Source organism: Nostoc sp. JL33, assembly GCF_017114985.1.
GTDB lineage: Bacteria > Cyanobacteriota > Cyanobacteriia > Cyanobacteriales > Nostocaceae > Nostoc.
This window is the reverse complement of the sequence record NZ_JABXKP010000091.1, coordinates 13,409-38,452: the sequence shown is the minus strand read 5'-3', so window position 1 is coordinate 38,452 and position 25,044 is coordinate 13,409. Positions and strand designations below refer to the sequence as shown.

Annotated in this window: 22 protein-coding genes; 13 read left to right on the top strand and 9 right to left on the bottom strand. The window is 43.9% G+C overall.

Translation table 11 applies throughout. The annotated features are described in order from the left end of the window. The first annotated feature begins 43 nt into the window (after positions 1 to 43). The 8 genes from HWQ23_RS27615 to HWQ23_RS27580 all read left to right on the top strand — a co-directional run bounded on the left by HWQ23_RS27615 (position 44) and on the right by HWQ23_RS27580 (position 4,686). Positions 44 to 562: a GNAT family N-acetyltransferase gene (locus HWQ23_RS27615; RefSeq protein ID WP_292835792.1), complete on the top strand. Its 519-nt coding sequence runs from the start codon at positions 44 to 46 to the stop codon at positions 560 to 562. A gap of 83 nt (positions 563 to 645) precedes the next feature. Further along, positions 646 to 1,602: an ABC transporter ATP-binding protein gene (locus HWQ23_RS27610; protein WP_292835789.1), complete on the top strand. Its 957-nt coding sequence runs from the start codon at positions 646 to 648 to the stop codon at positions 1,600 to 1,602. A 4-nt stretch (positions 1,603 to 1,606) separates the two neighbouring features. Further along, positions 1,607 to 2,404 (top strand): ABC transporter permease, encoded by a 798-nt coding sequence (locus tag HWQ23_RS27605; protein WP_292835784.1) that lies wholly within the window; start codon positions 1,607 to 1,609, stop codon positions 2,402 to 2,404. 1 nt (position 2,405) lies between these two features. Continuing rightward, a complete protein-coding gene (locus HWQ23_RS27600; protein WP_292835781.1) occupies positions 2,406 to 3,203 on the top strand; it encodes an ABC transporter permease in 798 nt (265 codons plus the stop codon). 122 nt (positions 3,204 to 3,325) lie between these two features. Next, complete coding sequence (locus HWQ23_RS27595; RefSeq protein ID WP_292835778.1) at positions 3,326 to 3,562, top strand: ribbon-helix-helix domain-containing protein; 237 nt, start codon at positions 3,326 to 3,328, stop codon at positions 3,560 to 3,562. Continuing rightward, positions 3,562 to 3,900, top strand: coding sequence for a type II toxin-antitoxin system PemK/MazF family toxin (locus HWQ23_RS27590; RefSeq protein WP_292835776.1), 339 nt, complete (start codon positions 3,562 to 3,564; stop codon positions 3,898 to 3,900). Before HWQ23_RS27595 ends, HWQ23_RS27590 begins: the two co-directional genes overlap by 1 nt. 101 nt (positions 3,901 to 4,001) lie before the next feature. Further along, positions 4,002 to 4,331 carry a DUF433 domain-containing protein gene (locus HWQ23_RS27585; protein ID WP_292835773.1) on the top strand — a complete coding sequence of 110 codons (330 nt, stop codon included), beginning with the start codon at positions 4,002 to 4,004 and terminating at the stop codon, positions 4,329 to 4,331. 4 nt (positions 4,332 to 4,335) lie between these two features. Further along, complete coding sequence (locus HWQ23_RS27580; protein WP_292835770.1) at positions 4,336 to 4,686, top strand: DUF5615 family PIN-like protein; 351 nt, start codon at positions 4,336 to 4,338, stop codon at positions 4,684 to 4,686. Between the two features lie 22 nt (positions 4,687 to 4,708). Here the strand turns inward: HWQ23_RS27580 and HWQ23_RS27575 are convergent, their stop codons facing one another. The 3 genes from HWQ23_RS27575 to hetZ all read right to left on the bottom strand — a co-directional run bounded on the left by HWQ23_RS27575 (position 4,709) and on the right by hetZ (position 9,517). After that, positions 4,709 to 7,039 (bottom strand): transglutaminase TgpA family protein, encoded by a 2,331-nt coding sequence (locus HWQ23_RS27575; protein WP_292835767.1) that lies wholly within the window; start codon positions 7,037 to 7,039, stop codon positions 4,709 to 4,711. A 302-nt stretch (positions 7,040 to 7,341) separates the two neighbouring features. After that, the gene (locus tag HWQ23_RS27570) at positions 7,342 to 8,319 is read right to left on the bottom strand and encodes a PatU (RefSeq protein WP_292835764.1); all 978 of its coding nucleotides are present in this window, start codon (positions 8,317 to 8,319) and stop codon (positions 7,342 to 7,344) included. Beyond that, positions 8,312 to 9,517, bottom strand: coding sequence for a heterocyst differentiation protein HetZ (gene hetZ / locus HWQ23_RS27565; protein WP_292835761.1), 1,206 nt, complete (start codon positions 9,515 to 9,517; stop codon positions 8,312 to 8,314). The genes HWQ23_RS27570 and hetZ overlap by 8 nt, the downstream gene beginning before the upstream one ends. A gap of 207 nt (positions 9,518 to 9,724) precedes the next feature. Here hetZ and HWQ23_RS27560 point away from each other — a divergent pair, with 207 nt between their 5' ends. Then, positions 9,725 to 10,198, top strand: a complete 474-nt coding sequence (locus HWQ23_RS27560; protein WP_292835758.1) for a hypothetical protein — start codon at positions 9,725 to 9,727, stop codon at positions 10,196 to 10,198. Between the two features lie 299 nt (positions 10,199 to 10,497). Here the strand turns inward: HWQ23_RS27560 and HWQ23_RS27555 are convergent, their stop codons facing one another. Beyond that, positions 10,498 to 11,574: a PIN/TRAM domain-containing protein gene (locus HWQ23_RS27555; RefSeq protein WP_292835755.1), complete on the bottom strand. Its 1,077-nt coding sequence runs from the start codon at positions 11,572 to 11,574 to the stop codon at positions 10,498 to 10,500. A gap of 251 nt (positions 11,575 to 11,825) precedes the next feature. Here HWQ23_RS27555 and hemW point away from each other — a divergent pair, with 251 nt between their 5' ends. Both hemW and HWQ23_RS27545 read left to right on the top strand, forming a co-directional pair. Next, the gene (hemW, locus tag HWQ23_RS27550; RefSeq protein WP_292835752.1) at positions 11,826 to 13,007 is read left to right on the top strand and encodes a radical SAM family heme chaperone HemW; all 1,182 of its coding nucleotides are present in this window, start codon (positions 11,826 to 11,828) and stop codon (positions 13,005 to 13,007) included. 10 nt (positions 13,008 to 13,017) lie between these two features. Then, entirely contained in the window at positions 13,018 to 13,908 is an 891-nt protein-coding gene (locus tag HWQ23_RS27545) for a UTP--glucose-1-phosphate uridylyltransferase (protein WP_292835749.1), read from the top strand. A gap of 348 nt (positions 13,909 to 14,256) precedes the next feature. Here the strand turns inward: HWQ23_RS27545 and HWQ23_RS27540 are convergent, their stop codons facing one another. After that, positions 14,257 to 15,660: a hypothetical protein gene (locus HWQ23_RS27540; protein ID WP_292835747.1), complete on the bottom strand. Its 1,404-nt coding sequence runs from the start codon at positions 15,658 to 15,660 to the stop codon at positions 14,257 to 14,259. A gap of 320 nt (positions 15,661 to 15,980) precedes the next feature. Between HWQ23_RS27540 and HWQ23_RS27535 the strand changes: the two genes are divergently transcribed. Continuing rightward, positions 15,981 to 17,105 (top strand): THUMP domain-containing class I SAM-dependent RNA methyltransferase, encoded by a 1,125-nt coding sequence (locus HWQ23_RS27535; protein WP_292835744.1) that lies wholly within the window; start codon positions 15,981 to 15,983, stop codon positions 17,103 to 17,105. Between the two features lie 340 nt (positions 17,106 to 17,445). On the opposite strand, the gene sds is transcribed toward HWQ23_RS27535, so the two are convergent. Beyond that, positions 17,446 to 18,417, bottom strand: a complete 972-nt coding sequence (gene sds / locus HWQ23_RS27530; protein WP_292835741.1) for a solanesyl diphosphate synthase — start codon at positions 18,415 to 18,417, stop codon at positions 17,446 to 17,448. A gap of 948 nt (positions 18,418 to 19,365) precedes the next feature. Between sds and HWQ23_RS27525 the strand changes: the two genes are divergently transcribed. Next, positions 19,366 to 19,563 (top strand): hypothetical protein, encoded by a 198-nt coding sequence (locus HWQ23_RS27525; RefSeq protein ID WP_292835739.1) that lies wholly within the window; start codon positions 19,366 to 19,368, stop codon positions 19,561 to 19,563. Positions 19,564 to 19,631: 68 nt separating this feature from the next. Here the strand turns inward: HWQ23_RS27525 and murI are convergent, their stop codons facing one another. The 3 genes from murI to HWQ23_RS27510 all read right to left on the bottom strand — a co-directional run bounded on the left by murI (position 19,632) and on the right by HWQ23_RS27510 (position 24,969). Next, entirely contained in the window at positions 19,632 to 20,495 is an 864-nt protein-coding gene (murI, locus tag HWQ23_RS27520) for a glutamate racemase (protein WP_292835736.1), read from the bottom strand. Between the two features lie 129 nt (positions 20,496 to 20,624). After that, complete coding sequence (locus HWQ23_RS27515) at positions 20,625 to 22,529, bottom strand: N-acetylmuramoyl-L-alanine amidase (protein ID WP_292835733.1); 1,905 nt, start codon at positions 22,527 to 22,529, stop codon at positions 20,625 to 20,627. Between the two features lie 526 nt (positions 22,530 to 23,055). Further along, positions 23,056 to 24,969: an N-acetylmuramoyl-L-alanine amidase gene (locus HWQ23_RS27510; RefSeq protein WP_292835730.1), complete on the bottom strand. Its 1,914-nt coding sequence runs from the start codon at positions 24,967 to 24,969 to the stop codon at positions 23,056 to 23,058. Positions 24,970 to 25,044 lie beyond the last annotated feature (75 nt).

Sequence of the window (25,044 nt, the reverse complement as noted above, 5' to 3'; positions counted from 1 at the left end):
AGTTTGTCGAAAGAATAGTGTATTAGCTCCATTGATAATGGATGTGGAAGTTTTATCAGCTTCAATAGACGACAAACCACTCATCCAGCAGATGATGGAGCTTTACCAATATGACTTTTCAGAGTTTGAAAACAAGCATCTTAATGAGCATGGTTACTTTGGCTATCCATACCTAGATTACTACTGGGTTGAGAGCGAGAGTACTTCGCACACGCTTCGCGATCGCTACCCCTTCATTGTGCGGGTTGGGGGAAAGCTTGTCGGATTCGTTTTGGTGAATCAGTACACTTACATTCCAGGCAGTCAGTATTCAATCGCAGAATTCTTTATCTTACGAAGGTACAGACAACAAGGGATTGGTAAAAATGTCGCCTTTCAAATCTTTGATAGATTCTGCGGGAAATGGGAGATCCATCAGTTGACAACAAATACAGTAGCTCGAAAATTCTGGCGTCGTGTGATTGCAGAGTACACAGCCGGAAAATTCACAGAAACGGTAATGGAGATTGACGATTGGCGAGGAACGATACACTGTTTCGACAATACTGATAGCGTGCAGTAGTGATATGAGCAATTTATTTATCATGCTGTCAATTATTGTATTATACTTGTAGTACAAAAATCACCTGAAGGGGTTCATCGGTGATGGCAGCCGTAGAACTGGAAAATTTATCCAAGAGGTTTACTCTGAGTAGGGGTTGGGGACGCAACCGCACTCACAAAGAGATTGTCGCCGTAGATGGCATTAGTCTGAGCGTTCCAGATGGTCAAGCGATCGCCTTTATCGGCCCCAATGGCGCGGGGAAGTCCACTACAATCAAGATGCTGACAGGCATACTACAGCCCACATCTGGCACAGCACAGTTACTCGGATTAAACCCTTGGCGAAATCGGCGCGAACTGGCTTATCAGATTGGGGTAGTGTTTGGAGTGCGATCGCAGTTATGGTATCACCTACCTCCGCGCGATACCTTCGAGTTACTGGCGCGAATCTATAATCTTAATCGGCAAGAATACATCAAACGTCGTGACCAACTCGTTGAGCGTTTTGACCTCAGCCCGTTCTGGAATACCCCAGTACGTAAATTATCTTTAGGTCAGCGAATGCGGGCAGAAGTAGCAGCCAGCTTACTCCATGCACCTAAAGTACTATTCCTCGACGAACCCACAATTGGACTGGATGTAATTGCTCGTCAGGAATTACGCGACCTGATCCGGGAGTGGAACCGCAATGAGGGGGTAACGGTGTTTCTCACCAGCCACGATGCCGGCGACATTGAACAAGTCGCGCAGCGAGTAGTGGTAATTAATCACGGGCATGTGGTACTTGATGACAAAGTTTCGGCAATGCGCCGCCAATACCTTGGTTCAAAGATTCTCAGCGTGAAATTCCATACCTCCCCCGCCGAAATCAGCCTCCCAGGAGTGACGCAACTCAAAGCCGGTGAATATGGCCTGAAACTGGAGGTTAATACCCGCATCACACCAATTGAAACCGTGATGACTCAAATTCTCCAGGCGGGTTCGGTGGCTGATATTGCGATTGAAGACCCACCGCTAGAAGAGGTAATTGCACACATTTATGCTCAGGCAGCGTCATAATTCAGTGAACAGTCTCAATAAATATACCTGGATTGGCTTGACGGCAGCTCGCTCCAACCTGGCTTATTTGGGAGAAGTTGCTTCCAGAGGAATTTTCCTGTTTGTCATTCTCTACATCTTCCTACAACTGTGGCGGCTCACTTATGCCGAGACGGATGCTGAACAGTTGGGGGGTTTAACACTGGCTCAGATGCTTTGGTATCTGGGTATCACAGAGTCTATTGTCCTCTCCAGTCCCCAGGTTGCTTTAGAGGTGGATGAAGATGTACGGACGGGGGCGCTGGCAGTGCAACTAATACGCCCTCTATCCTACCCTTTGTATCGCCTGTGGACTACTTTGGGAGAGCGGACAGTGCGCTTTGGGTTAAATATAGCGATCGCATCCCTAGTTGCACTAATGTTTGTCGGCACAATTCCTCTAAATTTAGGAGGAATTTTATTATTCATAGTGGCGCTACCACTGGCATTTGTACTAGATTTTTTGGCAACCTTCTTGGTGGGCTTAGGAGCTTTCTGGCTGGAAAACACCACCGGGCTAATGCTGATTTACTCTCGGTTGATGATGATTTTGGGTGGGATGCTGATTCCCTTGGAACTGCTACCAGAAGCTTGGCAGCCAGTACTACAAGCTCTACCCTTTGCCAGTATTTTGTATGGCCCGGCGCGTTTATTTGTGCATCCCGACCTAGCTTTTGCCAGTCAATTGTTAGTGCGCCAGGGAGTTGCTATAGCTGTGCTGGCTTTCTTGGTAGCCCTTGTGTACCGCACGGCAGTTAAACGTATCCACGCACATGGAGGTTGAGATGTTCTGGCGTTTACTTTCCTACCTACAATTAGCTGGCGCTTATATTCGCCTGAATCTGAACGCTCACTTAGAATATCGCGGCGCGTTCCTGACGCAAGTGGTGGCAATGATACTTAATAACCTAGTGTGGGTGACATTTTGGGGGCTGTTTTTTACGCGCTTTCCAGTGCTACGCGGCTGGACGGTGCAGGATGTAGTTACCCTCTGGGCGATCGCCGCAACAGGATTTGGTCTGGCTCATACTATCTGCGGTAACGCTCTGCAACTGACAAGTTTAATTGTCCAAGGACAGTTAGATGTGTGGATGTTGTACCCTCGTGCGCTTTTACCGCACCTACTACTAGGGCGGATGAATGCGACATCTTGGGGAGATATGCTGTTTGGCTATGGGGTTTATGTGTTTTTTGTCAAGCCTGATGCAGTGCATTTGGCGTTATTCACTGGGTTGACAGTTTCAGTGGCGACGTTGTTTGTGGGCTTTAATATTTTGACAGGTAGCCTCAGCTTTTATTTGGGCAATTCCGAAGGACTGACACAACAGTGGCGAAATGCCATGCTTACCTTCAGTACCTATCCAGCCACTTTGTTTGAGGGAACAGTGAAGCTACTGCTGTACACACTTATTCCGGCTGGATTTGTGACTTATTTGCCAATTGAGGCATTGCGATCGCTATCTTTGATTCATGCTGTGCTAGCTGTGGCTGGATCAACTACCGTGCTGTTGGTTGGTGCAGGTGTGTTTTACCACGGTTTGCGTCGCTACTCCTCAGGAAATTTGATGCAGATGCGAGGTTGAGTTCAATATTAGCGACTTTTCTACCCGTTAAACCAAACTGAACGGTTTAGTTTGTAATTTAATTGGTCACAATTTTTGCAATTATCGTATAACCAAAGCTAGTAATCACAACAAAAGTAGCAATGAAAACTGCAATTTCGCTTCCAGATTCAGTTTTTGAAGAGGCAGAAGCACTGGCTAGAGAGTTAGGGGTATCTCGTAGTGAACTTTACACAAAAGCTTTGAAAGCATATTTGCGGAAATACAACCGGAATCAGATGTTGAACCAACTGAATAAAGTTTATGCTGAAGAGTCCTCTGAACTAGATCCAGTATTGGCAAAGTTACAATTTATGTCCTTGCCCTGTGAGGATTGGTAGTGTATCGCGGAGAAATTTGGTGGGCAAATTTACCTGATCCACTCGCTTGGGAACCTGGGTATCGTCGCCCTATTTTGATTGTTCAAGATGATATTTTTACTCAAAGTCGGATCAGCACCGTAATCGTCGTAATCATTACCTCTAACACTCAGTTAGCACAAGCACCAGGCAATGTTTTGTTACCGCATGAAGCTACAGGTTTACCCAGAGATTCTGTAGCTAATGTGTCTCAAATTTTTACTGTTGACAAAACGTTTTTAGTAGAGCGCGTTGGCTCATTACCAGAACATCTACAAGAAGAAATAGACCAAGGACTGCGAACAATTTTGTACCTCTAAGTGAGGATTCAATTTTTTGGAGCAGGAGTTTTTTGATAGTCATAAAGATAGACACCTAAGTTAAGTTACCATTACCTCAAGTCAGTTAGGGAAATTAGCCCATGAGCCTCGTTTTAGAACATGAGACACCCCCTCTTCGAGAAGATGAAACCGGAGCAATTCGAGTTGGCAATTCAAGGGTCTTGCTAGAGGTCGTAATCCGAGCTTTTCAGGATGGCGCATCCCCTGAGTCTATTGTCCAACGGTACTCGACGCTATCATTGTCTGATGTTTATAGCACTATTGGTTACTATCTGCGACATCAAAATACTGTAGAAGCATACCTTAATCACAGAGAAGATTTAGCTGAATCTGTACAGCAACGTTTGTCCAGTGTTCAACCTGATTTGAATCTCATTCGTTCTCGCTTGTTGGCTCAACAACAATATTAAGGTGATGTTGAGCTTTTTAAGCGATGAAAACTTTAATGGTGATATCGTTCGAGGGTTATTTCTGCGTCAACCCAATCTTGATTTACTTCGGGTTCAAGATGTTGATTTACGGGAAGTAGACGATCCAGCGATTCTAGATTGGGCAGCAACCAATGAGCGTATTATTTTAACCCATGACCGTGCAACAATGCCAGACTTTGTTTACGAGCGATTGATAATGGGAAAACCGATGTCAGGATTATTTGTAGTTAATGACCGGATGCCCATTAGACAGGCAATTGATGAATTGCTACTCCTTGTTGATTGTAGTGAGCAAACAGAATGGAAGGGAGTTGTACTCTATTTACCTTTGTGAGTAATTTATCCGAAGTCTTGAATTACTTAGCAGTTTTAGCAGTCTTTTTGATACCTTGCCATCTTTCTCGCAGTCGCTTCAAGTTAGGCTTATTATCACCATAACGCCAACTAACATAGGCTTGGCTAATCTCATCTATTACCTCAGCAGTTGCTGGGGCATGATGCTGGTATGATCCTCTGGCATACTCTAAGGGTGTTTGGGCTGGATGTTTGCCTAAACCTTTTTGGGTTGTCCATTGCAACATTTGTTGATAAAGGCTTTCCATTGCTGGCAATTTCTTTAACCATCGACGGTTGCGCCACTCTCGCCACTGACCCCAACCCAGCCAACCAAAGAAAGCTGCTGTGGTTGCCAAGATTAAGCCAGTCAATACGCCAAACCAACCTTGAGAGAATAAAGCTAAAAACCAAGCGATCGCTCTAATCACCCAACTCAATATTGTCCCAAATACATTATTTAACAAACCTGTCACCGGAGAAGGTAGCCACCCAGCAACCCATTGCCACAACTGGCGCAACACACTAAAAGTCTGAGTGTCTTCAACAGATGGCGGAATCAGGGGATGATTAGGAATAGGGTCAAAGGCAAACCAACCAGATTTAGGAAAATACACTTCCGTCATCGCGTATGCGTCAGTATTACGGACAACATACAGCCCTGTAAATGGATTAAATTCTCCGGCACTAAACCCTGCGACTAACCGCGCTGGGATGCCAATGGAACGCAGCATCACCGTGAGAACTGTCGAGAAGTGGTCTGGATAGCCTCCTTTTTGCTTGAACAAAAATGCTTCTACCAAGTCTTCTTTTTCACTCAAATAAGGCAGTTCTAAGGGATTTTGGGGAACAGAGTAGTGTTGCTTGAGGTATTGAGCTAAGTAGAGAGCCTTTTCATAGGGTGAATCCAGGCTTTTAGAAAACTTGGTGACTCCTTCTTGACTGTAGTTAGCGAGAATTTCTTCGGTGCGTTGCCGGACTTTTTCGGCAATTTCGGGAGGGATTTGCAGATAATACTTTTTAATATGTTTTGGATATTTAGTAGAAGCTTGACCTAATAAAGTGCGATCGCGGTATGGTACTGCGGAAATTACTGTGTAAGTCAGACCTTCTGATAATTCCACAGGCGATCGCAATCCGTCTTCTTGATCAACAGCGATTAGTGGTGTCGGAAAGTAAACTTCTTTGGGATAAGCCATCGCTGGAATTAGGTTAGGCAAATCCGACACCACTGTATAAGTTTGTACTACCTCTTGAGTTTTACCAGTAATCACAGGTGGGTAAAGAAAAATCTGGTAAGACCAAGGCGATCGCTTGACAGTCGTAACATCTTCATTCCGGGAAACCTCCCATCCCTTACCTGTATAACGGTCAAATCCTAGCACTCGCCAAAAACCCTCAACTTGCGATCGCACCCGCATTACAACCTTGGGTTTCATCTCGCCCCGCAGATTTTGGTTAATTTGGCTATTAAAACCGTAATAAAAGTTATTATCTACTTTACCTGGTTCGCCAGTTTTATTTTGTCCCGTACCACCGCTACCACTGCCTTGATTATTACCTTTACCTTGGCGGACATAACCGGGATTAATGATACTACGTCCTGTGAAATTACCTTTTACTTGAATAGCAGAACTTACAGGAAACGTTCGTAATTGATAGCCAGGGAATCTGGGTAAAATAGCAAAAATTGCCAGACCCAGACCGACAATTAGCAAAAAATTCAGAATTAAAAATTTAAAATTAAGAGTTGAATAATTCTTCTGATGGGATTTTTCCTTTTGAGTTTTTAATGGCTGCAAACCCAAGCGTGAGCGATAATCTAATACTAAAGTCGGCAGAGCGATCGCTAAAAATAACAGCAGCACAGGCGCAAATGCTAAAGTCTGACTTAGCGTTGCCGCCACACCCAATAAAATCAATCCGATAACAATCGAATAGCCCAAATCTTTGCGGCGGGGCGTATCAAAGCTGTGTAACACCTGGAGTTGAATCAATAACTCTGCCAAACTCAACCGCGTATCATTCAACTCTGCCACTAATCGCCCAAAGAAAGCACCCAGTGTTACTAACATTCCGATGGCGATGCAGAACTTAACTGCAACATTGGCATCGCGGCGACGATAATAACTCCAAATCGCACCCACTGCACTCAGGGGGAACGCCCAAAAACTGAATGAAGTCTCGGCGGCGATATCCGTCGCCACAATTCCCAAAATAACCAACGCTAGCACCAGCACCCGCAATGAAATTGAATCTTCCACTTCTATCAAAGGCGACCTCTGGGGATTTCGCCGCCAGAAATTACCTACAGGAAGAGGCCAAAACCGATTTATCCTGGATAAGTTAAACATTTGAGCCTAAGCGAAGCAATGGTGTAGATGCAACGGACACAATAGCAAAGACGTAATTGCCTACCCTACTACTGTGTCAAATAAAAAATCATAGATACAAACAGACATGCAGAGGGAACAAGACGCAAAGACGCGGAGAAGTTATCTACTCTCTCCGTGTCCCTGTGTCTGTGTAATAACTGCTTTTCGTAGACGCCCTAATGACCACTTGTTGAAAAATAGAATAAGCTTCAAAACCAGGAAAATCCTCTTAATATATATCGGCGTTGATCAACGTAGTGTGCTAGCGGTGGAAATTTAAACTAAATTGTCGGACTAATGACAAACAACAACGACTGTTGGTCTATTTCTGGAAACTCAACTTCCAGGGTATAAGTTGGGTGAAGTTGTTCGCAGCCTAACTCTACACTTAAGTATCCCGAAGTCGAAGATGTTGTCATTGCTAAGGTGCCACTTCCCCGCAGCGTCAAAGTTCCTTTAACAGGTAACTCAGCCTGAACAAGTAACTTCGTAAGTTTACCTAGAGACTGGTACTCTACTCTGATGTTCAAAGCACCAACACTGGTTAGCCATTGTCTTTCTACCACTGGGCTGGTTGCTGAAAGTGGTAGAGTCAAATTTTCCAGCAGTTGTTTAGCTGCTAGCAACGACAAAGCCATCTGTTGACGCGGTTGTAAATCCGAGTAATCGCTCTGAATACTGGGCATTGTCTCCACAGTATTTACAGACCGATAGGTGCTTCTTAGCACCATTCCAGCTATGTCATTTAGTGCTTGAGACTCATTGGGAAAAAAGTTCTCCACCACTTGAACTAATTTTGCCCCCAACGGCACTGAAGATGTCACCAACGCCTGACACTGTTCTAGCAATTGCTGGAAAACTCTCTCCGGTAAGCGAGTCGGCAGGTTCAACTTCGACTGTTGTACCATCCATCCCCAGCTGGGAACGAGTGTCATTGACGGCTCATCAACAAAATCAGGATAATCGATTAATTGTGTTTCCCAAGGAAACAACGGTGGGTGTTCTTGGACTTGGATTTGTAGCCGACGCTTAAGGACAGCTTGAAAACGATCTTGCACAGTAGGAATTTCTCCCAGTTGAAAGGTCTGGGGCGTTCCTCCCAATTTTGGCTGACTGCTTTTTGAAGCAGTGGCTTGGTTGAGGAGGTTTTCTGCCCCGTCATTTTCCTCACATTCTACCGATTGCTCGTTATTTTTGACATTATCTGTCAATAACCAATCGAGACACTGGTGTTGTAAGGATTCTGAGTCACTATTCATGAGTAGATGCACCTGATCCGGACACTAATGAGTTACGAATTTCCCAAGCTTGTTCAAGAATCTTAAACCATCGTTTTTGAAGTTGTGCCATTGACAGCCCTAAAGTTTTTGCTATTTTTTCATCAGGTTGTCCTTGTTGCTTCAACTCTAATAAAGATCGTTGCTTATTGTCCAGTTGTGCTGTGTATACTTGCCATTGCTGGGGAGTTAAGCCCAAATTGGTGTGCAAAGAAGCTTCCAGCCATTCGTGAACTAATTCCCAACGGTGCAACAAGGCAAACCGAATTAAATGATACTTAAAGCGCTGCTGCAAATAATCTCTCTGACGAGGAGTTAAGCCTAAAACCGACTCAATTTCTTGTGCTGATAAATCCTGGAGGCGCAGGGAAAAGTAATCAGCGCAGTCAGATTGTTGTCGTTGTTCGAGATAATTCATTAATTCGGTAACGACAACGGAACGCAAGGTGTCTTCTTCGGGTTCGGGTTCGGCTTGCGTTGCCATTGTGGAGCGCAATTGGTGAACTGCTGGCTCTTCCCAAGAACCATCACCTTCATTATTGCTACCTTCTGCGGCTTGTTCTATATCTACGCTGGTTTCTGGGGGCTGGTGTTGGGAAAAAGTTTGCGCCCGGAGGATAATTAGCTGCTGCTGACGGCCTGGTAAGGGAATGCGTCGCTTGCCGTAGCGCTCGGTAAATGCCATATACTCGGACAATTCCAAAAGTGTCTGAGGGCGATAAGTGGCATCAAGTTGATTTTCTCGCCGGAAAGCGTTCAACGCCTCTAGATAAAAACTCTGGAGGAAATCTTCAATTATAGTCAGCCGCCCTTGATAGCTCAATTGCTTCTGAGGGGGATTAATGTATCGATAAACAATCGCACTCAGAGTACTGTGTAATTCTACCCTGCCCCGATTTGAACCCAACTGATAGTACCTGAGACACTGTTGCAGCCGATGCCTCGCCAGGGTCATTGCCGAGCTTTCTACAGACCCAGAAGCTTGGATACGTTTGCTTTCATGACAAATCCGGTAGACTTCGGTAGTGATACGTGTTGCGACGTCGTGGCAATTCTGTGCCGAAGCTTTGGTTGATTGTTGAAACTCCCTGGACAGGAGTTGAAAGATCACCTCCACGCCTTTAGAATTTTCTCCCAGAATATTTGCAGATGGAATAGTTACGGTTGCGGCTGAATTCATAGTCTCGGTTTTCAAAAGACCCTAAGTATTTAAATACAACCTGTACGACTGTGGGTATTGGCTTTTTCGGTTTTACGTATAAGCTAAACGCAGACCAATCCTACAACATTGAGAATGTGGCTGATTTTATTATTCCCAACTTCGATGGGATTGTTCACACTTTGATAGATATTATTGCCATTACCCAGGAGCCGTATACAAGTCATTATGGATTTAGAAGCACAAATTCAATTGCTGATTGACAATGCACCCCGCGATGGTATGACACCATATCTTGTTGCAGCAATTGCTCCTGCCCTTAGAGCGATCGCTCAAAAATTACGTTACTCCCAATACTATATTCTCCAAAATTCAGAGGAAAGTTGGGTTTTAACTACATTGAGCAATCGTACTAATCCAGGATTGGAAAAGCGTGTGATTTACGCTTTCCCTACCATACAAGATGTCTCTCTAATTTCCCCTGCTGGGCTTGACCCTCAAATGCTAGCTAAAATTGTTCCCGTCACCCATATTTTGTTCCAAATGGTGGCATTGGAACCCGTAGATAGTATCGTTTTTTTGGAAACGCCGGGTCAGACCACTCATACCGTTGAAGTTCGGCGAACTGAACTAGAAAAACTCATACAGAAACAGTTGCGACAACAGCGATCGCCTAAACAGGTACCCCCTGATATTGCATAGAAAAATTTTGGATGTAGGATTTTTTAGATACAATCCCACATCCAAAATTTTAAATCTCACATTCCTTTAAAAAAATTTTCTAAATCAGGCAGAAAAGAAATTTTTTCTTTCCCTAACACCACCCGACTAACTAAACTCTCGGTTAAACCTAAAATTCTTTAAAAAACAGTTATCAGTGAACATTTTTCCATTTTAAAGTTTTAGTTTCTCACTTAACCAGAGTTTCACACTTAAGAACTTCCAAATAAAAAATATTAAACCTCTCTCCTAAAAGGAGAGAGGCTTTGAATTTTCTTTCCTCACGCCAATGCTGAAGCTTGGGGTTTGGCAAAAATCATCCGTCCTGCTGTAGTTTGTAAAGCACTGGTGACTACTACCCGCAGTTCACCGCCCACATAATTGCTACCTTCTTCAACAACAACCATTGTGCCGTCATCTAGGTAGCCAATGCCTTGGCTGGGTTCTTTACCTTCTTTGAGAATTTTCAAATCAAGGTTGTCACCAGGTAAATAACTGGGACGGACGGCATTCACTAAATCATTTACATTCAAAACAGGTACTTTTTGAACACTGGCAACTTTAGACAAGTTGTAGTCGTTAGTTAGCAGTGTGCCGCTAATTTCTTGGGCAAAGCGCACTAACTTGGCATCCACTGTGGGAATATCTTCGTAGTCAATTGTATTAATCAGGATGCGATCGGGGTAATCTTCCTTAATCCGGTTGAGAATTTCTAGCCCTCGTCTTCCCCGCACTCGCTTTTGGTCTTTGCTAGCATCGGCTACTTGTTGCAGTTCTTGCAAGACAAACTGCGGCACGAGAATTTGCCCTTCTAAAAACCCTGTTTCTAGTAAGGCTTCAATGCGACCATCGATAATGCAACTGGTGTCTAAAACTTTGGTATTGGCGGGTTTTAGCGTTCCTTCCACTACCATCGATTCGACGGTGTTGGGATTAATGAACCGCAGTAAGCCTCGCCCGTGGGTGTCTGCCAAATTCATGCCAGTGACGGAGAGGATAATACTGCCGACAACTGCCACCAGTGGCTTAATAAATCCAAAATCTGCCGGGATAGGTAGCAAAAATAGTGGGGCTAGCATCAGGTTAGCTAGTAATAGCCCAATCACTAAGCCAATGGCACGAGTTAAGATCACTTCCAGAGGCATTTCTTTGATTTGTGATTCTAGGCGACGATATGTCGTCTGGAAACTCAGCCCGATCGCACCACCAATAATAGCGGCAAAGACGGCAACAATTAAGCGTAAAGCTTCAATGTTTGTTACCTGATCCAGCGTGCTATTGGGTAGTAGTTCAATGCTGTAGAACCCTATTCCCGACGCTGCTAGGATAAATGAGAAAATAATAATGGCGTCAAGCATGGTTGTCTTGTTTTCCTGCAACTGTGTTAACCGATAAAGTTAAGTATTTTTTATTTCATCGGTAAGATAAACTAATCAATATTGACTTACACTAAGGGTTTAGTAAGGCAATATCTGCAATTATTATAACGAAAGGCTTTTATCTTAATATTTTTCATTATTTCGTTGTAAAACGACAAAAACCTGTAAATAAACGGCTCATTTTCATTATCTCTAATTCGCAGTTAGCTTAACTTAAAACTTTTCTCAAAATGAGTCAAAAATTTAGTATTTCTGGAATTGCGAGTTCTGCTTATGTGCATATTCCCTTTTGCAGACGGCGGTGTTTTTATTGTGATTTCCCGGTGTCTGTTGTGGGCGATCGCTTGCGGGGCGAAACATCTGGTACTATCTCCCAATATGTTGAGGTGCTATGTGAAGAAATTGCGATTACACCAGCATTTGGTCAACCCCTGAAGACAATTTTCTTCGGTGGTGGTACTCCTTCGCTGCTATCAATAGAGCAGTTACAACGTATAGTAGCAAAGCTAGAGAAGCATTTTGGGATTGCGTCTGGGGCAGAAATTTCTATGGAAATCGACCCGGGCACCTTTGATTTAGCACATATAGCAGGCTATCGCAGTGCAGGTGTGAACCGGGTAAGTTTGGGTGTACAAGCCTTTCAGGAAGAATTATTGCAAACGGCGGGGCGATCGCACTCAGTTGAAGATATCTTTGCGGCGGTAAAACTAATCCACCAAGTCGAGATTCCCGAATTTAGCTTAGACCTAATTTCTGGGTTGCCGCATCAGTCTTTGGTTCAATGGCAAGATTCTCTCGAAAAAGCGGTAGCGATCGCACCGACTCACATTTCCATCTATGATCTTACCATTGAGCCAGGTACAGCCTTTGGTCGTTACTACAAACCCGGTGATACTCCTTTGCCCACGGATGAAGCCACAGTCAAAATGTACCAGATGGGGCAGCAGGTTTTGACTAGCGCAGGTTATGAGCATTATGAAATTTCCAATTATGCTCAACCGGGTCATCAATGTCGGCATAATCGAGTTTATTGGCAAAACCGCCCTTATTATGGCTTTGGTATGGGTGCCGCGAGTTATCTTGAAGGGAAGCGCTTCACTCGTCCGCGTAAAACTAAAGAGTATTACCAGTGGGTACAAGCTGGCGGTGTGATTGATTGTGATGTGACTCCCCCAAAGGAAGTATTGTTAGAAACGTTAATGTTGGGATTGCGTTTGGCAGAGGGTGTAAGTTTGGCGACGTTGGCGGAAGCTTATGGGGAAGAGAAGGTAGAGGAAATTTGCAGGTGTTTGCAACTGTACATTGATAAAGGTTGGGTGGAAGTTGGTGGGGGAAGGTTGCGTTTGATTGATCCACAAGGTTTTTTGTTTTCTAATGTGGTGTTGGCAAAGTTGTTTGAGAAGTTGGGGTGACGAATTGCTTATGCAGAAAAATAAAGTTAGAAAAGCTGTGATTCCGGTAGCTGGTTTCGGGACTCGGTTGTTTCCAGCTACCAAAGTTGTGAAAAAAGAACTTTTCCCGATTATTGATCGAGATGGTAGGGCAAAACCTGTGATTTTAGCAATTATTGAAGAGGCAATTAGTGCTGGAATTGCCGAAGTAGCGATCGTGGTACAGCCGGATGACAAAGAAATATTTGAAGATTTATTGAAAAACCCACCTAAAAAAGAACTTTTCGATAAACTTTCACCGCAAAATCAAGAATATAGCCGATATCTCGAAGATTTAGGAAGCAGAATTACTATTTTATTGCAAGAGGAGCAATTAGGCTATGGTCATGCGGTATTTTGTGCCCAGGATTGGGTGCAAAATGAGCCGTTTTTGCTAATGTTGGGCGACCACATTTATGCATCTGATATTGAAAAATCTTGTGCTAGTCAAGTTTTAGATGTTTACGAACAAGTTAATCAAAGCGTTGTGAGTTTAACTACAATGCCAGCAGAGATTATTGATAAAGCTGGGTGTGTAACAGGAGCTTGGCAAGAGTTAAACTCGATTTTGAAAGTTACACAACTCTATGAAAAGCCTACCATTGATTATGCACAGCAGCATTTGCGTGTAGAGGGAATGGCAGAAAATGAGTTTTTATGTATATTTGGTTTGTATTTACTAACGCCGAAGATTTTTGACTTTCTCGCAGAACACATCAACCAAAATTTCCGAGAACGAGGCGAATTTCAGTTAACATCTTGTCTTGATAGATTGTGTCAGGAAGAGGGAATGACAGGATATGTTGTTAAAGGTAAGTGTTTTGATACAGGTTTGCCAGATACTTATCGTCAAACAATGATTGATTTTAGAAGCGTTTCCTAGCTCGAATCAACGGTTGGAAGGCTTACAGAAAACTTTTCGGTCTAAAGAAATCGGAGGTTAAATCATGGTTTGGAAAATAACTACTTTCGATAAGTAAGTCGGCGAGAAAAATTCAATCTATATGAAGAAATAGAAATTTCAATGTAGGATGCGTTATGCCGTAGACTAACGCATCCTACATTGAAATTTTTTAACATAGCTTGAAATCTTAACGCCGACTTATTTAGATTAATTTCAGTTCAATTCATTTGCCTGGGAGCATCTCACTTTTTAAGGTGGCTCAAGCAGACAGCAATTCGTAAGCAGAGCGATCAGCTTTGTGGGAAGTTGAAAAGAAAACTAAATCAATCATAAAACTACCTCAAAACTAGCGGTAGTTAGAGCCGGAAAATAGGTAGCACCCAATTGGGCAAATTTACCCCCCAAATTAATATCAGTATCAGCAAAACCATCCGCCGAACCATTGGGGTTATAAAAGAGACTACCATTTACGCTGTTATAAACAATCACCGCACTACTAGCTGCTGCGAAACTATCGTTCGTGACTGTGGCAAAGTCTGCGGAATCTAATGTAGTTGGGAAGGCCGAGTTAGTTAGAGCAGTAAAAGTATATTTCGATAGTTGGATCTGGTCTTGATCAGGAGTGAAGTCATTAATAATATCAACTCCGAGTTCCCTAATATCAAACTTTGATCCTGTTGCAAATGCAAACTTATCTGAATCGGCGCCTCCTGTTAAGATGTCGTCCCCGCTATCTCCTTGTAGGTAATCGTTGCCGTTGTCCCCGCTCAGAATATCTTTTCCACTACTACCAAAGAGAGTATCATCACCGTTGCGCCCCACAAGGTTGTCGTCATCACTACCCCCATCTATTCTGTCCGCACCAGAACCACCAAAAAGGATGTCATCACCGCTCCCCCCATCGATGTAATGGTTGCCAGCAACACCAGAAAGCGAAATACTGTCATCACCGCCCCCAGCAAAAATAACCTGATCGCTAGGCGAAAAATCCCCCCGACTAAAGGTATCATCTCCATTTGTTGTAGCAACATCATTACTTATCACATTTCTGGATCGAGCAATTGCCTCTTTTATGGCATCAGCAACATTCTCACTTTGAGAACCAAAAGTCACTACACCACCTCGACCAAGCTTGGCAACTAGTCCCTCGTAATCGACTACAACATCACTCGTAGCTAGAAAAATTGGAATAATGTTATTTGCTTCCAGCGCAGTTTTTACTTGTTCTATCTCTGGATAATCTTCATTAGGATCAATTGCACTATCTCCATTATTGGCAATAGTATCACTTGGACTAACTGCTGCACGATCTCCGGCAACGTGATAAATACTATCGGTGGCTAGGAAAACAATGCGAAATGAACCTACTCTATAACCGAGACTGCCACCGCTATCTAAAGCTGCATACAAGAGTGCGTCTAATTGTGATTCGGAATCATCATTGCCCCCAAAAGCTTTAAAGCCAAAATCTTTGTCTTTAACTGTTGTGACATCATTTGTCAAAGGGACTTCTGCTTGATATACATAGTCAGCATAACCTCCAAAAGGCGGAATTGGCTTATCCTTAAAAGAGGCAATACCAAATTTCAGGTCATTACCAAAGATACTCGCTAAAATCGGATTGGTTAACCGATTTACCATTGCAGGAAGTACGGCTTTTAGCTCGCCCAATTGGTAATCATTTGACGCTGTTAAGTCTTCTAGCAGAATAATATCAGATACTAAAGTCATATTTTATCCCTCTGAGTATTTTGCTTAATGGGTTGTATTACAAAGTGGCTAAACACTATTTCAGCTTGATATTAGCAGTGTTAATTGATTTAAGATAGTACTTAAACTGATGAAATATAATCTCTTTCAAAAAATATTTGCTGTGTCCTGACTCAGCCTTAATTACGTTTGTCTGGGGCAAGTTATGCTGAGTTACTTAATTTCGTTGTACCCTACTAAGGTCATGGTCGCAGACTTAACGAGAGAGAATGTCATAAGATATGAGTTAGGCTAAAGTGCGTCAATGGGCCAGCAGTGAAGACAATGCTTTGGATTAGAGGATGAATCAGTATTTTGCAACGGTTGCTCGCGGATTAGAAACCCTCGCGGCTCAGGAGTTAGAGCAACTCGGTGCCCATTCCGTAGAGCCAGGGTTTTGCGGTGTCGCCTTTGAAGGCGATCGCACTCTGCTTTATCGCGTCAACCTCTGGGCTAGGCTGCCATTCCGAATCTTGGTGAATATCCATGAGTTTCCTTGCCTTGATGCCAAGGATCTCTATCGCGGCATCCAGACTATCGATTGGCTAAACTATCTCACGCCAGACATGACGTTGGCGGTGAATACCACAGGGAAAAACGATCACCTCAACCACAGCCACTTCACCTCTCTCCAAGTCAAAAATGCGATCGTTGACCAGCAACAGGAAAATCTGGGTGAGCGTTCAAATGTAGAACTTCATGAACCAGATGTGCGGATCAATGTTCATATTGAACGCGACTTTTGTACCGTTAAACTCGACAGTTCTGGAAATAGTCTGCACCGCCGAGGCTACCGTCCTGCGGTTGGATCAGCCCCTCTAAAGGAATCTCTAGCTGCTGCCCTGATTCAACTTTCGGGTTGGCAGCCAGACCAAATGTTCTATGATCCTCTGTGTGGATCTGGCACTTTACCCCTGGAAGCTAGCTTAAAGGCGCTGAACATAGCACCAGGGCTGTTTCGTGAGTGCTTTGGATTTGAAAATTGGCTCGATTTTGATCTGTCCCTTTTAGAAAAGCTGCTCCAAGAAGCTAAGGACAGCCAACTCGATACCCTGACCGCGCCTATTTGGGGAAGCGATCGCGATGAAAATGTGATTGAACAGGCGATTAACAATGCTCAAAACTGCGGCGTTGATAACCATGTATGGTTTTCTCAAATGGAGCTTGCCGATGTTGTCGCCCCCGCAGACAGTGGGGTTTTATTCTGCAATCCACCCTATGGCGAACGACTGGGGCGAGATAGTGATTTAGGGGCGTTCTATAAACTTTTGGGCGATGTCCTAAAACAACGCTTCAAAGGCTGGACTGCGTTTGTGCTGAGTGGCAACAAGGAACTATCTCAATCCATTGGACTAAAATCATCCCAGAGGATTGCGGTGTTCAATGGAACGTTGCCCTGTCAGTTAATGAAATATGAGCTGTACTAAGGGAATCCGAAAAAATAAATTCTTCGATATTAGAGACTGACAAATAACAATTCACGCATTCACGCATTCACGCATTAAAGGCATTTTGCCTACGGCACGCTATAGCCAACAGACTCTTATTTAAACCCTTTAATTTACGATAAAAAAATACCCCACAAAATTGGATAATTTATTTGTTGGAAATTCCTTAGTAGGGTGGATTGTCGCTTACTAAATCGCTGGATTTAGATTCCCGACTTCTTGAAGAAGTCGGCGATCTGGGCAGCAACTTTTGCTTAAGTAAGTACCATTCCACCCTACACCTAAATCTTTGCTTTCTACCTGAGAACTGATAACTGATTTAATAGAGGCGACTCAATGTGTACTCAGCTATGTTAATCAATGCCTGGTGGGATTCTGAGGGTGGGAGAACTGCAAGATGTTCAATTGCTAACTTAGCATGGTGAGCAGCTAACTCTTGAGCCTGCTGTATACCTTGACTATCTTGAATTAGTTCCAGTGCTTGCTCTAAATCCCCTTCTTGGGCAAACTCTCGATCAATCAGCGCTTCCAAGGATGGTTTTTGGGCTAAAGCAAATAAAACGGGTGCAGTCAGATTACCACTTTTGAGATCCGACCCCACTGGTTTACCCAAGGCATCTGTTGTACTGGTGAAATCTAGAATGTCATCAACAATTTGAAATGCTATACCAAAATGACGACCGTAGCTATACATATGCTCAACAGTTTCTCGTGAGACTTCACTGAGTAACCCAGCAGCTTTAGAACTGTTGGCGATTAACGAAGCTGTTTTGTAATAACTCTTCTGGAGGTAAGTTTCAATAGAGATACCAATATCAAAACGATTCAGCCCCTGCTGGATCTCCCCAGTAGCCAGATCCATAATCACTTCTGAGAGCAGTTTCACCACCTCCAAATTGTCCAAGTTTGCTAAATACCACGACGATTGGGCAAAGAGAAAATCTCCTGCTAATATGGCAATGCGGTTACCGAACAAACTATGAACCGTGGGAACGCCTCGCCGCACGTCTGATTCATCTAGCACATCGTCATGTACCAAGCTTGCTGTGTGAATCATTTCCGTAATCTCAGCTAGGCGGCGGTGACGGGGCGTAATGTCTTGTTCTAACATTGTTGCCCGCGATATTAACAGGACAATTGCTGGTCTGATACGCTTTCCCCCAGCTCCGAATAAATGTTCGGCTGCTGCAAACAAAATGGGGTGGCGATTTCCAACTAGCTGTTTTAGGTTATCTGCTAGTAGTCGCAGGTCTGCTTCCACAGGGGTAAACAGGGAGGTGGCTGGGGTCATGGATGGGCGGACTCTGACTTAGGTTACGAAAGTTTACATATCCTATACTCATTTTAAGATAACCATGTGCCAGCGCAAAGTTTTCATAAAGTAATCCCATATTCATCAGTCTATGGGTGATAATTAAGCTTAATAGTGGTTATGTCAATAAGCAATTATGCTTAATTTTTCCAAATTCCGGTTTTAAAATCACTTAAAACATGAATTCTCAGTAGACGGGAATAAATATAAGCTTAAATTGTCTTAGGTAGTTCCCCTGTCCACGTTTCTCGCCACAGTTAAAAAGATATTCTAAGCAATATTACTTAGTGACAAAATGGATACGATTTAAATTTGTTGCCAATGAGTAAGACTAAATTTCCCCAAGACTCAAGTGCAGCTATTCAAAAAATTTGAAATTTAGCAGCCGAGTGGGCTTAAAATTCAGGGTCGTTGTGTTAGGCTAAAATATAGGAATTTTAAATTTTTCAGATATTCACATCCCAAAAGTAAGTCATCTACTAGTTGATTTTACTGGCTTGGTGATGTGAGTCTAAAATAACTAGTCGTAGCTTAGATTAAAGGAATAATTCCTTTTATTTTTCCTCCGATAAGCGAAACTCCTGGTTTGGAGCTATGCGATATCCCCTATGGGAAGCCGCTACACGTTTTCAGCGCACGTTGAGCGCAAGCATTGCTCTTTTCACAGCAGTTTGACCAAAAATAAAGCAGATAAAGTAGACCGGTGAGAATCGTAGTTTTAGATTGCCAAACGACAAGCTAGCTACTGTGGGATCTATGGTCTGCAAGAAGTCGCATTAGATAATAAATTCTTTGTCCGGAGATAATTTTATCTCTATAGGTAATTTTACCATAGTCAGATACAGCCATCAAGAATGCACTTGGTTGGCTGAGGTTTTACTAATTTTATGGAATTTTATATTTGTTTGAAAAGGTGCTAGTAGAACAATGATTTACGGAAGTATGTCTATGATGATTTTTATTTTAGCGTCTGGATATTTGTTTACAGTCTACCTGTTATTAGCACTGGCGAAGCGAACGGGCACAAAGACTGTTCCTACAAGTTTGCCTTCATCTGCCAAAGGGAAACACAAGCAGGAGATGTCAGTAAGGGCAAAGGTGACTCAAGCAGTAAATAGTCAATAGTCATTTGTCCTTTATCCTTGGTCATTTGTTTTCATTAAAGGGCTAAGGATAAGGACAAATTAGTTTTATTAGAGTTGGGAAATAGCGGTATTAGTGAAGCAAACCTCTTCAACGACTGGGGTATAGCCTAGCCACTGCACTCCTGACTGGGAAAATTGTTGCGGACAACCGCTAACGGCGAAGCGAGTTGGCAGTGGGAGGTGGGTATTTCTTAAGCCTAGTAACTCTAGCTCTTGGGCACAAGCTGCCACAACATGAACAGCTGGATCAATCAACTGGACTTGAGAGGGGAGGAGCGATCGCAGTATTGGCGTGAGGTGAGGATAATGGGTACAGCCGTGAACTAAGGTGTCAATTTCCTGCTCTAATAGAGGCTCTAGGTAGGCTCGTGCTACTTCAGCAGTGTAGGGGTCGTGAATGCGGTTTTGCTCGATGAGTGGCACAAACTCTGGACATCCAACTTGCCAGACTTGGACATTAGGATTTATTTCGAGTATGGCGTGCTTATAAGCATTACTCTTAGCCGTAGCTGGAGTGGCAATTACACCAATGCGTTTTCCTTGCTGCACCGCAGCTTTTGCACCCGGTAGAATTACTCCCAAAATGGGTATGCTGAATTCTTGACGCACGGTTTCTAGGGCGAGGGCAGAACTGGTGTTGCAAGCCATAATCACCATTTTTACCTGCTGCTGTTGTAGCCAGGTAATAATTTCACGCGTAAATTGTAAAATTTCTGTTTGTGAACGAATTCCGTAAGGAAGTCGATCTGTATCCCCAAAGTAAATAATTGATTCATTGGGGAGTTGCCGATATAGTTGTCGCAGTACAGTCAGTCCACCCACACCACTATCAAAGATGCCAATTGGTGCGCGCTGGGGTTCTTGATCACAAAAATCGTCAAGATTTCCTTCAAAGATTGAAGATGAATACACAGGCAGATGTTGATTTAGGTTTTTGGATTTAGAATACAGAATTTAGCAGACAATCTCCAAATTGACCACTAAATTCTGCACGTAAAAGAAGTTTAAATACTACTTCTTTTATTAGTAATTTGTACTATATTACCTCTGCTTTAAGTATTTAAGGATGCCACGAGCGATCGCTTCTGCCATCCGATTTTGATACTCTGGTGTTCCCAATCTGGGATTATCCTCGTAACCAGTCATATAGCCTGTTTCCACTAAAATCGAGGGCATAGAGCTTTTCCTGAGAACGTAGAATCTGGCTTTGCGGGTTCCCCGGTTTTTGATAGTACCGATGTCCTGGAGGATGGTATTGCGAACTACTTCAGCCAGAGCATAACCACTGTCATAATAATAGACTTCTAACCCATTGACATCAGGGCGATTATCAACCGAATTAGCGTGAATGCTGACAAACAAAGTCGCATTAACTCGTTTAGCAATCTCTACCCGTCCCTGAAGTTCTACAAAAAAGTCAGCATCCCGCGTTAGTACCGCTTGTACACCATTTTGCTCTAAGATTGCTCCTACCCTTTTACCAATAGGCAGGATTACATCCTTTTCTAAAAGTCCGCCCAGACCTGGAGCACCTGAATCTTTTCCACCATGTCCTGGGTCAATAACTACTAGCAATTTCCCTCTGGGAACGGAGGCGTGTGTCCGTGGCTGAGAGATTGGACGGGGATTATCTGTGGGGTTTGGGAATTGTCCTGAGTTTACTGATGGTAGGGGAGGTAAAGTAATGGGGGGTGTGATGATGCTACCAGAGCGTTTTAATTCTAGAGCTAAAAGCTGATCGCCAACCTGGTTGAGTTCCCCAATTTGCACATCGGCTGCTGGTTGAACCAAGACGATGACAGTATTGGATTCTTGTGGTTGCAGGCGTACCCGCAGGATAGGGCTATTAGCACTAAAGGCAGGGCCTATAACTTTGGGAGCTAATTTAGCATTGTTAATAGTGATGCGGAACAGACCAGAAGTTCTATCCCAGCCGCCTGTAGCAGATAAAGTTTGGTCGGCTCTAATCAACAGTTGTGTGCCATTATTAGCCAGTTCCACAGACTGAATCCTAGCAAGTGAGCTATTAGCAGGTTGTATAGGGCGTGGATTATTACCTCCAGACAACTGGGCAACGCCACGATTGGGTAGAACCACAAAACCACCACCACTGCTAGTGGTTGCTCGCCAATTTGGACTATTTTCGTCTACCCGTAAAGTCAGGCGAACAACAGATGGGCTTGTTTGCAGTTGGGTGAACTGGATACGGCTGACACCATAGCGATTAATCGACAAATCTCGCTGCTCTAGATTTGGTGATAAAGTTGCGCCAGCAATGTCGATGTTGATTGCTTTTTGATCGTTGCTACGATTTACCTGAACCTGAGGATTACCACCACTTGTACTGATGAAAAACCCATCGCCTGTTACCCGTAAGTTCTCAATTTGAGTAACTCTGGCGACAACCATTCTGTTGTTAAGTGGATTGACAGTGCCAGTTCTCACTACATTGTAAATATTCCTTGGGGAGAACGTTGGTGTAGATGTTTTCGGTGAAGTTTCTCTGGCTATAACTTCTCCTTGCTGCCCCTCAGTATTTTTTGAGGGGACATTTTCGGCTTCTGGCGTAGGTAACTGCACTGTCCAGCGATCGCCAGTTGTGCCCACAAATTGCACTCCTTTGGGGTCAAGAGTATAGCCAGCAGTCAATTCAACGACTATGCGCGTTGTTTGTTCGTCAAACTGCCCAACCCTGATCGAACGAATTCCACCGCCCACTTGCTGGGTTAGCTGCGGACGCCCAAATGTGGTTCCTGGCAAATCAATTACCAAACGAGTCGGGTTAAAAATTAATTGTGCTTGGGGTTGAACATCCCCTAAAGTATTAATTTCCAGCTTATTTTGATTGGCATCAAAACGCCAAGATTCGAGTTTCGCGGCCATTGCCGGCGACGATAGCATGAAGATAGTTCCAATAGTACTGGATAGTAACCAGTGTAATTTCACAGTCCTTTCTCCTGATTCACATTCATGGCAGCGGTCAACATCTCAACATATTGGTTGGCAAATCCTCACACCATCACCGCACACACTTGAGTTTTGTGCTTTTATTAAGACACAGCTAATGGCGTAAAACATAGCACGCTCTTCTGATTTTGCCATGCCATTAGCCTATATAAATTTGACTGCCAATTTTAGATTTTAGATTCCCGATTGAAGAAAAACCGATAGCGCCACTAAGAGCGAGTCAGACGCTACGTACAGTCGCGAACGCTGGAGGAGCGTCTTTTAGGTTTATGCCGGACGTTAGTCCCGCTACACTAACACCCCTTGGGGGTGACACAAATCCAAAATTTAAAATCTCAAATCTCAAATCTCAAATCCAAAATCTGCTGACTTGCAAGCTATCAGATGACAATAGCAAAGAAACTACTCTTGCCCCGCAGCAAGAATACTTAAATTGTTTTACTACTAAATTGCATAAAAATGGTAAAGATTAGATGTATTTACTAAATAATTTCGACTAAATTATTTATCTTCTCTTTAGATATTGAAGGATACCACGAGCGATCGCTTCTGCCATTCGATTTTGGTAAGCTGAGGTTCTCAGCCTAGCCATATCCTCTCGACCAGTCATATAACCAGTTTCCACAAGGATGGAGGGCATAGAACTTTTTCTGAGGACATAAAATCTGGCTCGTCGCACTCCCCTGTCTTTGAGAGTACCAATACTTTGGAGAATACTACTGCGGACAATGCGAGCTAGACCTAAACCACTGTCGTAATAATAGACTTCCAAGCCATTAACATCTGGACGACTCGCACCTGCTGAATTAGCGTGGATGCTAACAAATACATCAGCGTTAGCTCGCTCTGCTAATTGCACTCGTCCCGGAAGAGTAACAAAATAGTCAGAATCCCGCGTCAGAATTACTTGTATGCCATTTTGCTGCAAAATCTGAGCCAGTTTCCTACCAATAGGCAAGATAACATCCTTTTCGCGTGCCCCCCCAAGTCCAAGCGCTCCAGAGTCTTTACCGCCATGTCCTGGGTCAACAATAACTACCACTCGCCCATTGGTAACTCGGCGCTGTGGTTGAAATAGGGGCTGGGGATTGGGATTATTTGAGTCTGGGAATGGCCCCCGGTTTGGCGGTGGTAGCCCAGGTAAAGCAAAGGGGGGTCTTCCAGGGAGGGCGACAACACGCCGAGAGCTTTGTATGGGTAGAGACAAAAGCTGGCCGCCGATTTGCTTGGGTTGCCCAATTTGCACTCCGGCTGCTGGTTGAACTAAGACAATGACAGTGTTGGGTTTTTGGGGTTGCAGACGTACCCGGAGAATGGGGCTATTGGCAGCAAAGGTAGGGCCTGTGACTCTCTTAGCTAGGTTAGCATTGAGAATTGTGACACGGAACAGACCAGAGGCTCTATCCCAGACTCCCGTAGCAGATAAAGGTTGATCGCCTCTAATTAGCAGTTGTCTGCCATTATCAGCTAGTTGCACAGACTCAATTGTTGCTGGCGAGTTGTTGGCAGATAGTCTGCTGCCAAAGGAAATGGGTTCTGACTGATTGGCCGGTAGGTTGTTTAAATTACTACTTCCAGGCAATCTGACAACGCGACTAGGTAGAACTACCAAACCACTGCCGTTACTATTAGTTATTTGCCAGTCTGGGCTATTTTTATCTACCCGCAAAGCCAGGCGGACGCCAGGAGGTTGGGTTTGTAATGAGGTAAATTCAACGCGGCTAACACCATATTTGTTAACGGGTATATTATTCTGTTGCGCCAGACGTGGTGATAAAGATGCGTCAGAGATATCCATGAAGATGGTAGCGCGATCGCGGCTGCGAATTACCTGAATCCGAGGATTACCACCACTGGTGCGAATGAACAACCCATCGCCTGTTACTTGTAAGTTCTCAAGTTGAGTCGCCCCTCGTGTAGTAGTGGCAACCCTTGAAATACCAGGTTGAGGCTCAGAGTTTGGAGTAACAACACTGTAAGCACTTCTGGGAAATGAGGCAACTTTATCGACTTCTGGCTTAGGTAATTGCACCGTCCAGCGTTCAGGAACTGTCCCCGCAGGGGATTCGCCTGTACCAACAAATTGGACTCGTTTGGGGTCAAGAGTATAACCAGGAGTCAGTTCGATGACTATACGTGTTGTATCTGTATCAAACTGCCCAACACGGATCGAGCGAATTCCACCGCCCACCTGTTGGGTTAGCTGCGGACGCCCAAATGTGGTTCCTGGCAAATCAATTACCAGCCGAGTCGGGTTGAAAATTAGCTGTGCCTGGGGTTGAACTGTTCCCACAGTATTAATTTCCAGCCTGTTTTGATTGGCATCAAAGCGCCAAGATTCAAGTCTCGCAGCCATTGCTGGCGACGATAGCATGAAGATAGTTCCAATAGTGCTGGCTAGTAACCAGTGTAATTTCACAGTCCTTTCTCCTAATTCACGTTCATGGCAGCCGTCAATATCTCAACTTATTGGTAAATCATCCACACTGTCACC

Bases quoted from the DNA above. Each gene is read 5' to 3' on its own strand.
- sds (WP_292835741.1), bottom strand. From the start codon at position 18,417: ATGACCCCAGCCACCTCCCTGTTTACCCCTGTGGAAGCAGACCTGCGA.
- hemW (WP_292835752.1), top strand. From the start codon at position 11,826: ATGAGTCAAAAATTTAGTATTTCTGGAATTGCGAGTTCTGCTTATGTG.
- HWQ23_RS27580 (WP_292835770.1), top strand. From the start codon at position 4,336: ATGTTGAGCTTTTTAAGCGATGAAAACTTTAATGGTGATATCGTTCGA.
- HWQ23_RS27535 (WP_292835744.1), top strand. From the start codon at position 15,981: ATGAATCAGTATTTTGCAACGGTTGCTCGCGGATTAGAAACCCTCGCG.
- HWQ23_RS27600 (WP_292835781.1), top strand. From the start codon at position 2,406: ATGTTCTGGCGTTTACTTTCCTACCTACAATTAGCTGGCGCTTATATT.
- HWQ23_RS27525 (WP_292835739.1), top strand. From the start codon at position 19,366: ATGATTTACGGAAGTATGTCTATGATGATTTTTATTTTAGCGTCTGGA.
- HWQ23_RS27560 (WP_292835758.1), top strand. From the start codon at position 9,725: ATGGATTTAGAAGCACAAATTCAATTGCTGATTGACAATGCACCCCGC.
- HWQ23_RS27555 (WP_292835755.1), bottom strand. From the start codon at position 11,574: ATGCTTGACGCCATTATTATTTTCTCATTTATCCTAGCAGCGTCGGGA.
- HWQ23_RS27570 (WP_292835764.1), bottom strand. From the start codon at position 8,319: ATGAATAGTGACTCAGAATCCTTACAACACCAGTGTCTCGATTGGTTA.
- HWQ23_RS27585 (WP_292835773.1), top strand. From the start codon at position 4,002: ATGAGCCTCGTTTTAGAACATGAGACACCCCCTCTTCGAGAAGATGAA.
- HWQ23_RS27610 (WP_292835789.1), top strand. From the start codon at position 646: ATGGCAGCCGTAGAACTGGAAAATTTATCCAAGAGGTTTACTCTGAGT.
- HWQ23_RS27595 (WP_292835778.1), top strand. From the start codon at position 3,326: ATGAAAACTGCAATTTCGCTTCCAGATTCAGTTTTTGAAGAGGCAGAA.
- hetZ (WP_292835761.1), bottom strand. From the start codon at position 9,517: ATGAATTCAGCCGCAACCGTAACTATTCCATCTGCAAATATTCTGGGA.
- HWQ23_RS27545 (WP_292835749.1), top strand. From the start codon at position 13,018: ATGCAGAAAAATAAAGTTAGAAAAGCTGTGATTCCGGTAGCTGGTTTC.
- HWQ23_RS27540 (WP_292835747.1), bottom strand. From the start codon at position 15,660: ATGACTTTAGTATCTGATATTATTCTGCTAGAAGACTTAACAGCGTCA.
- HWQ23_RS27575 (WP_292835767.1), bottom strand. From the start codon at position 7,039: ATGTTTAACTTATCCAGGATAAATCGGTTTTGGCCTCTTCCTGTAGGT.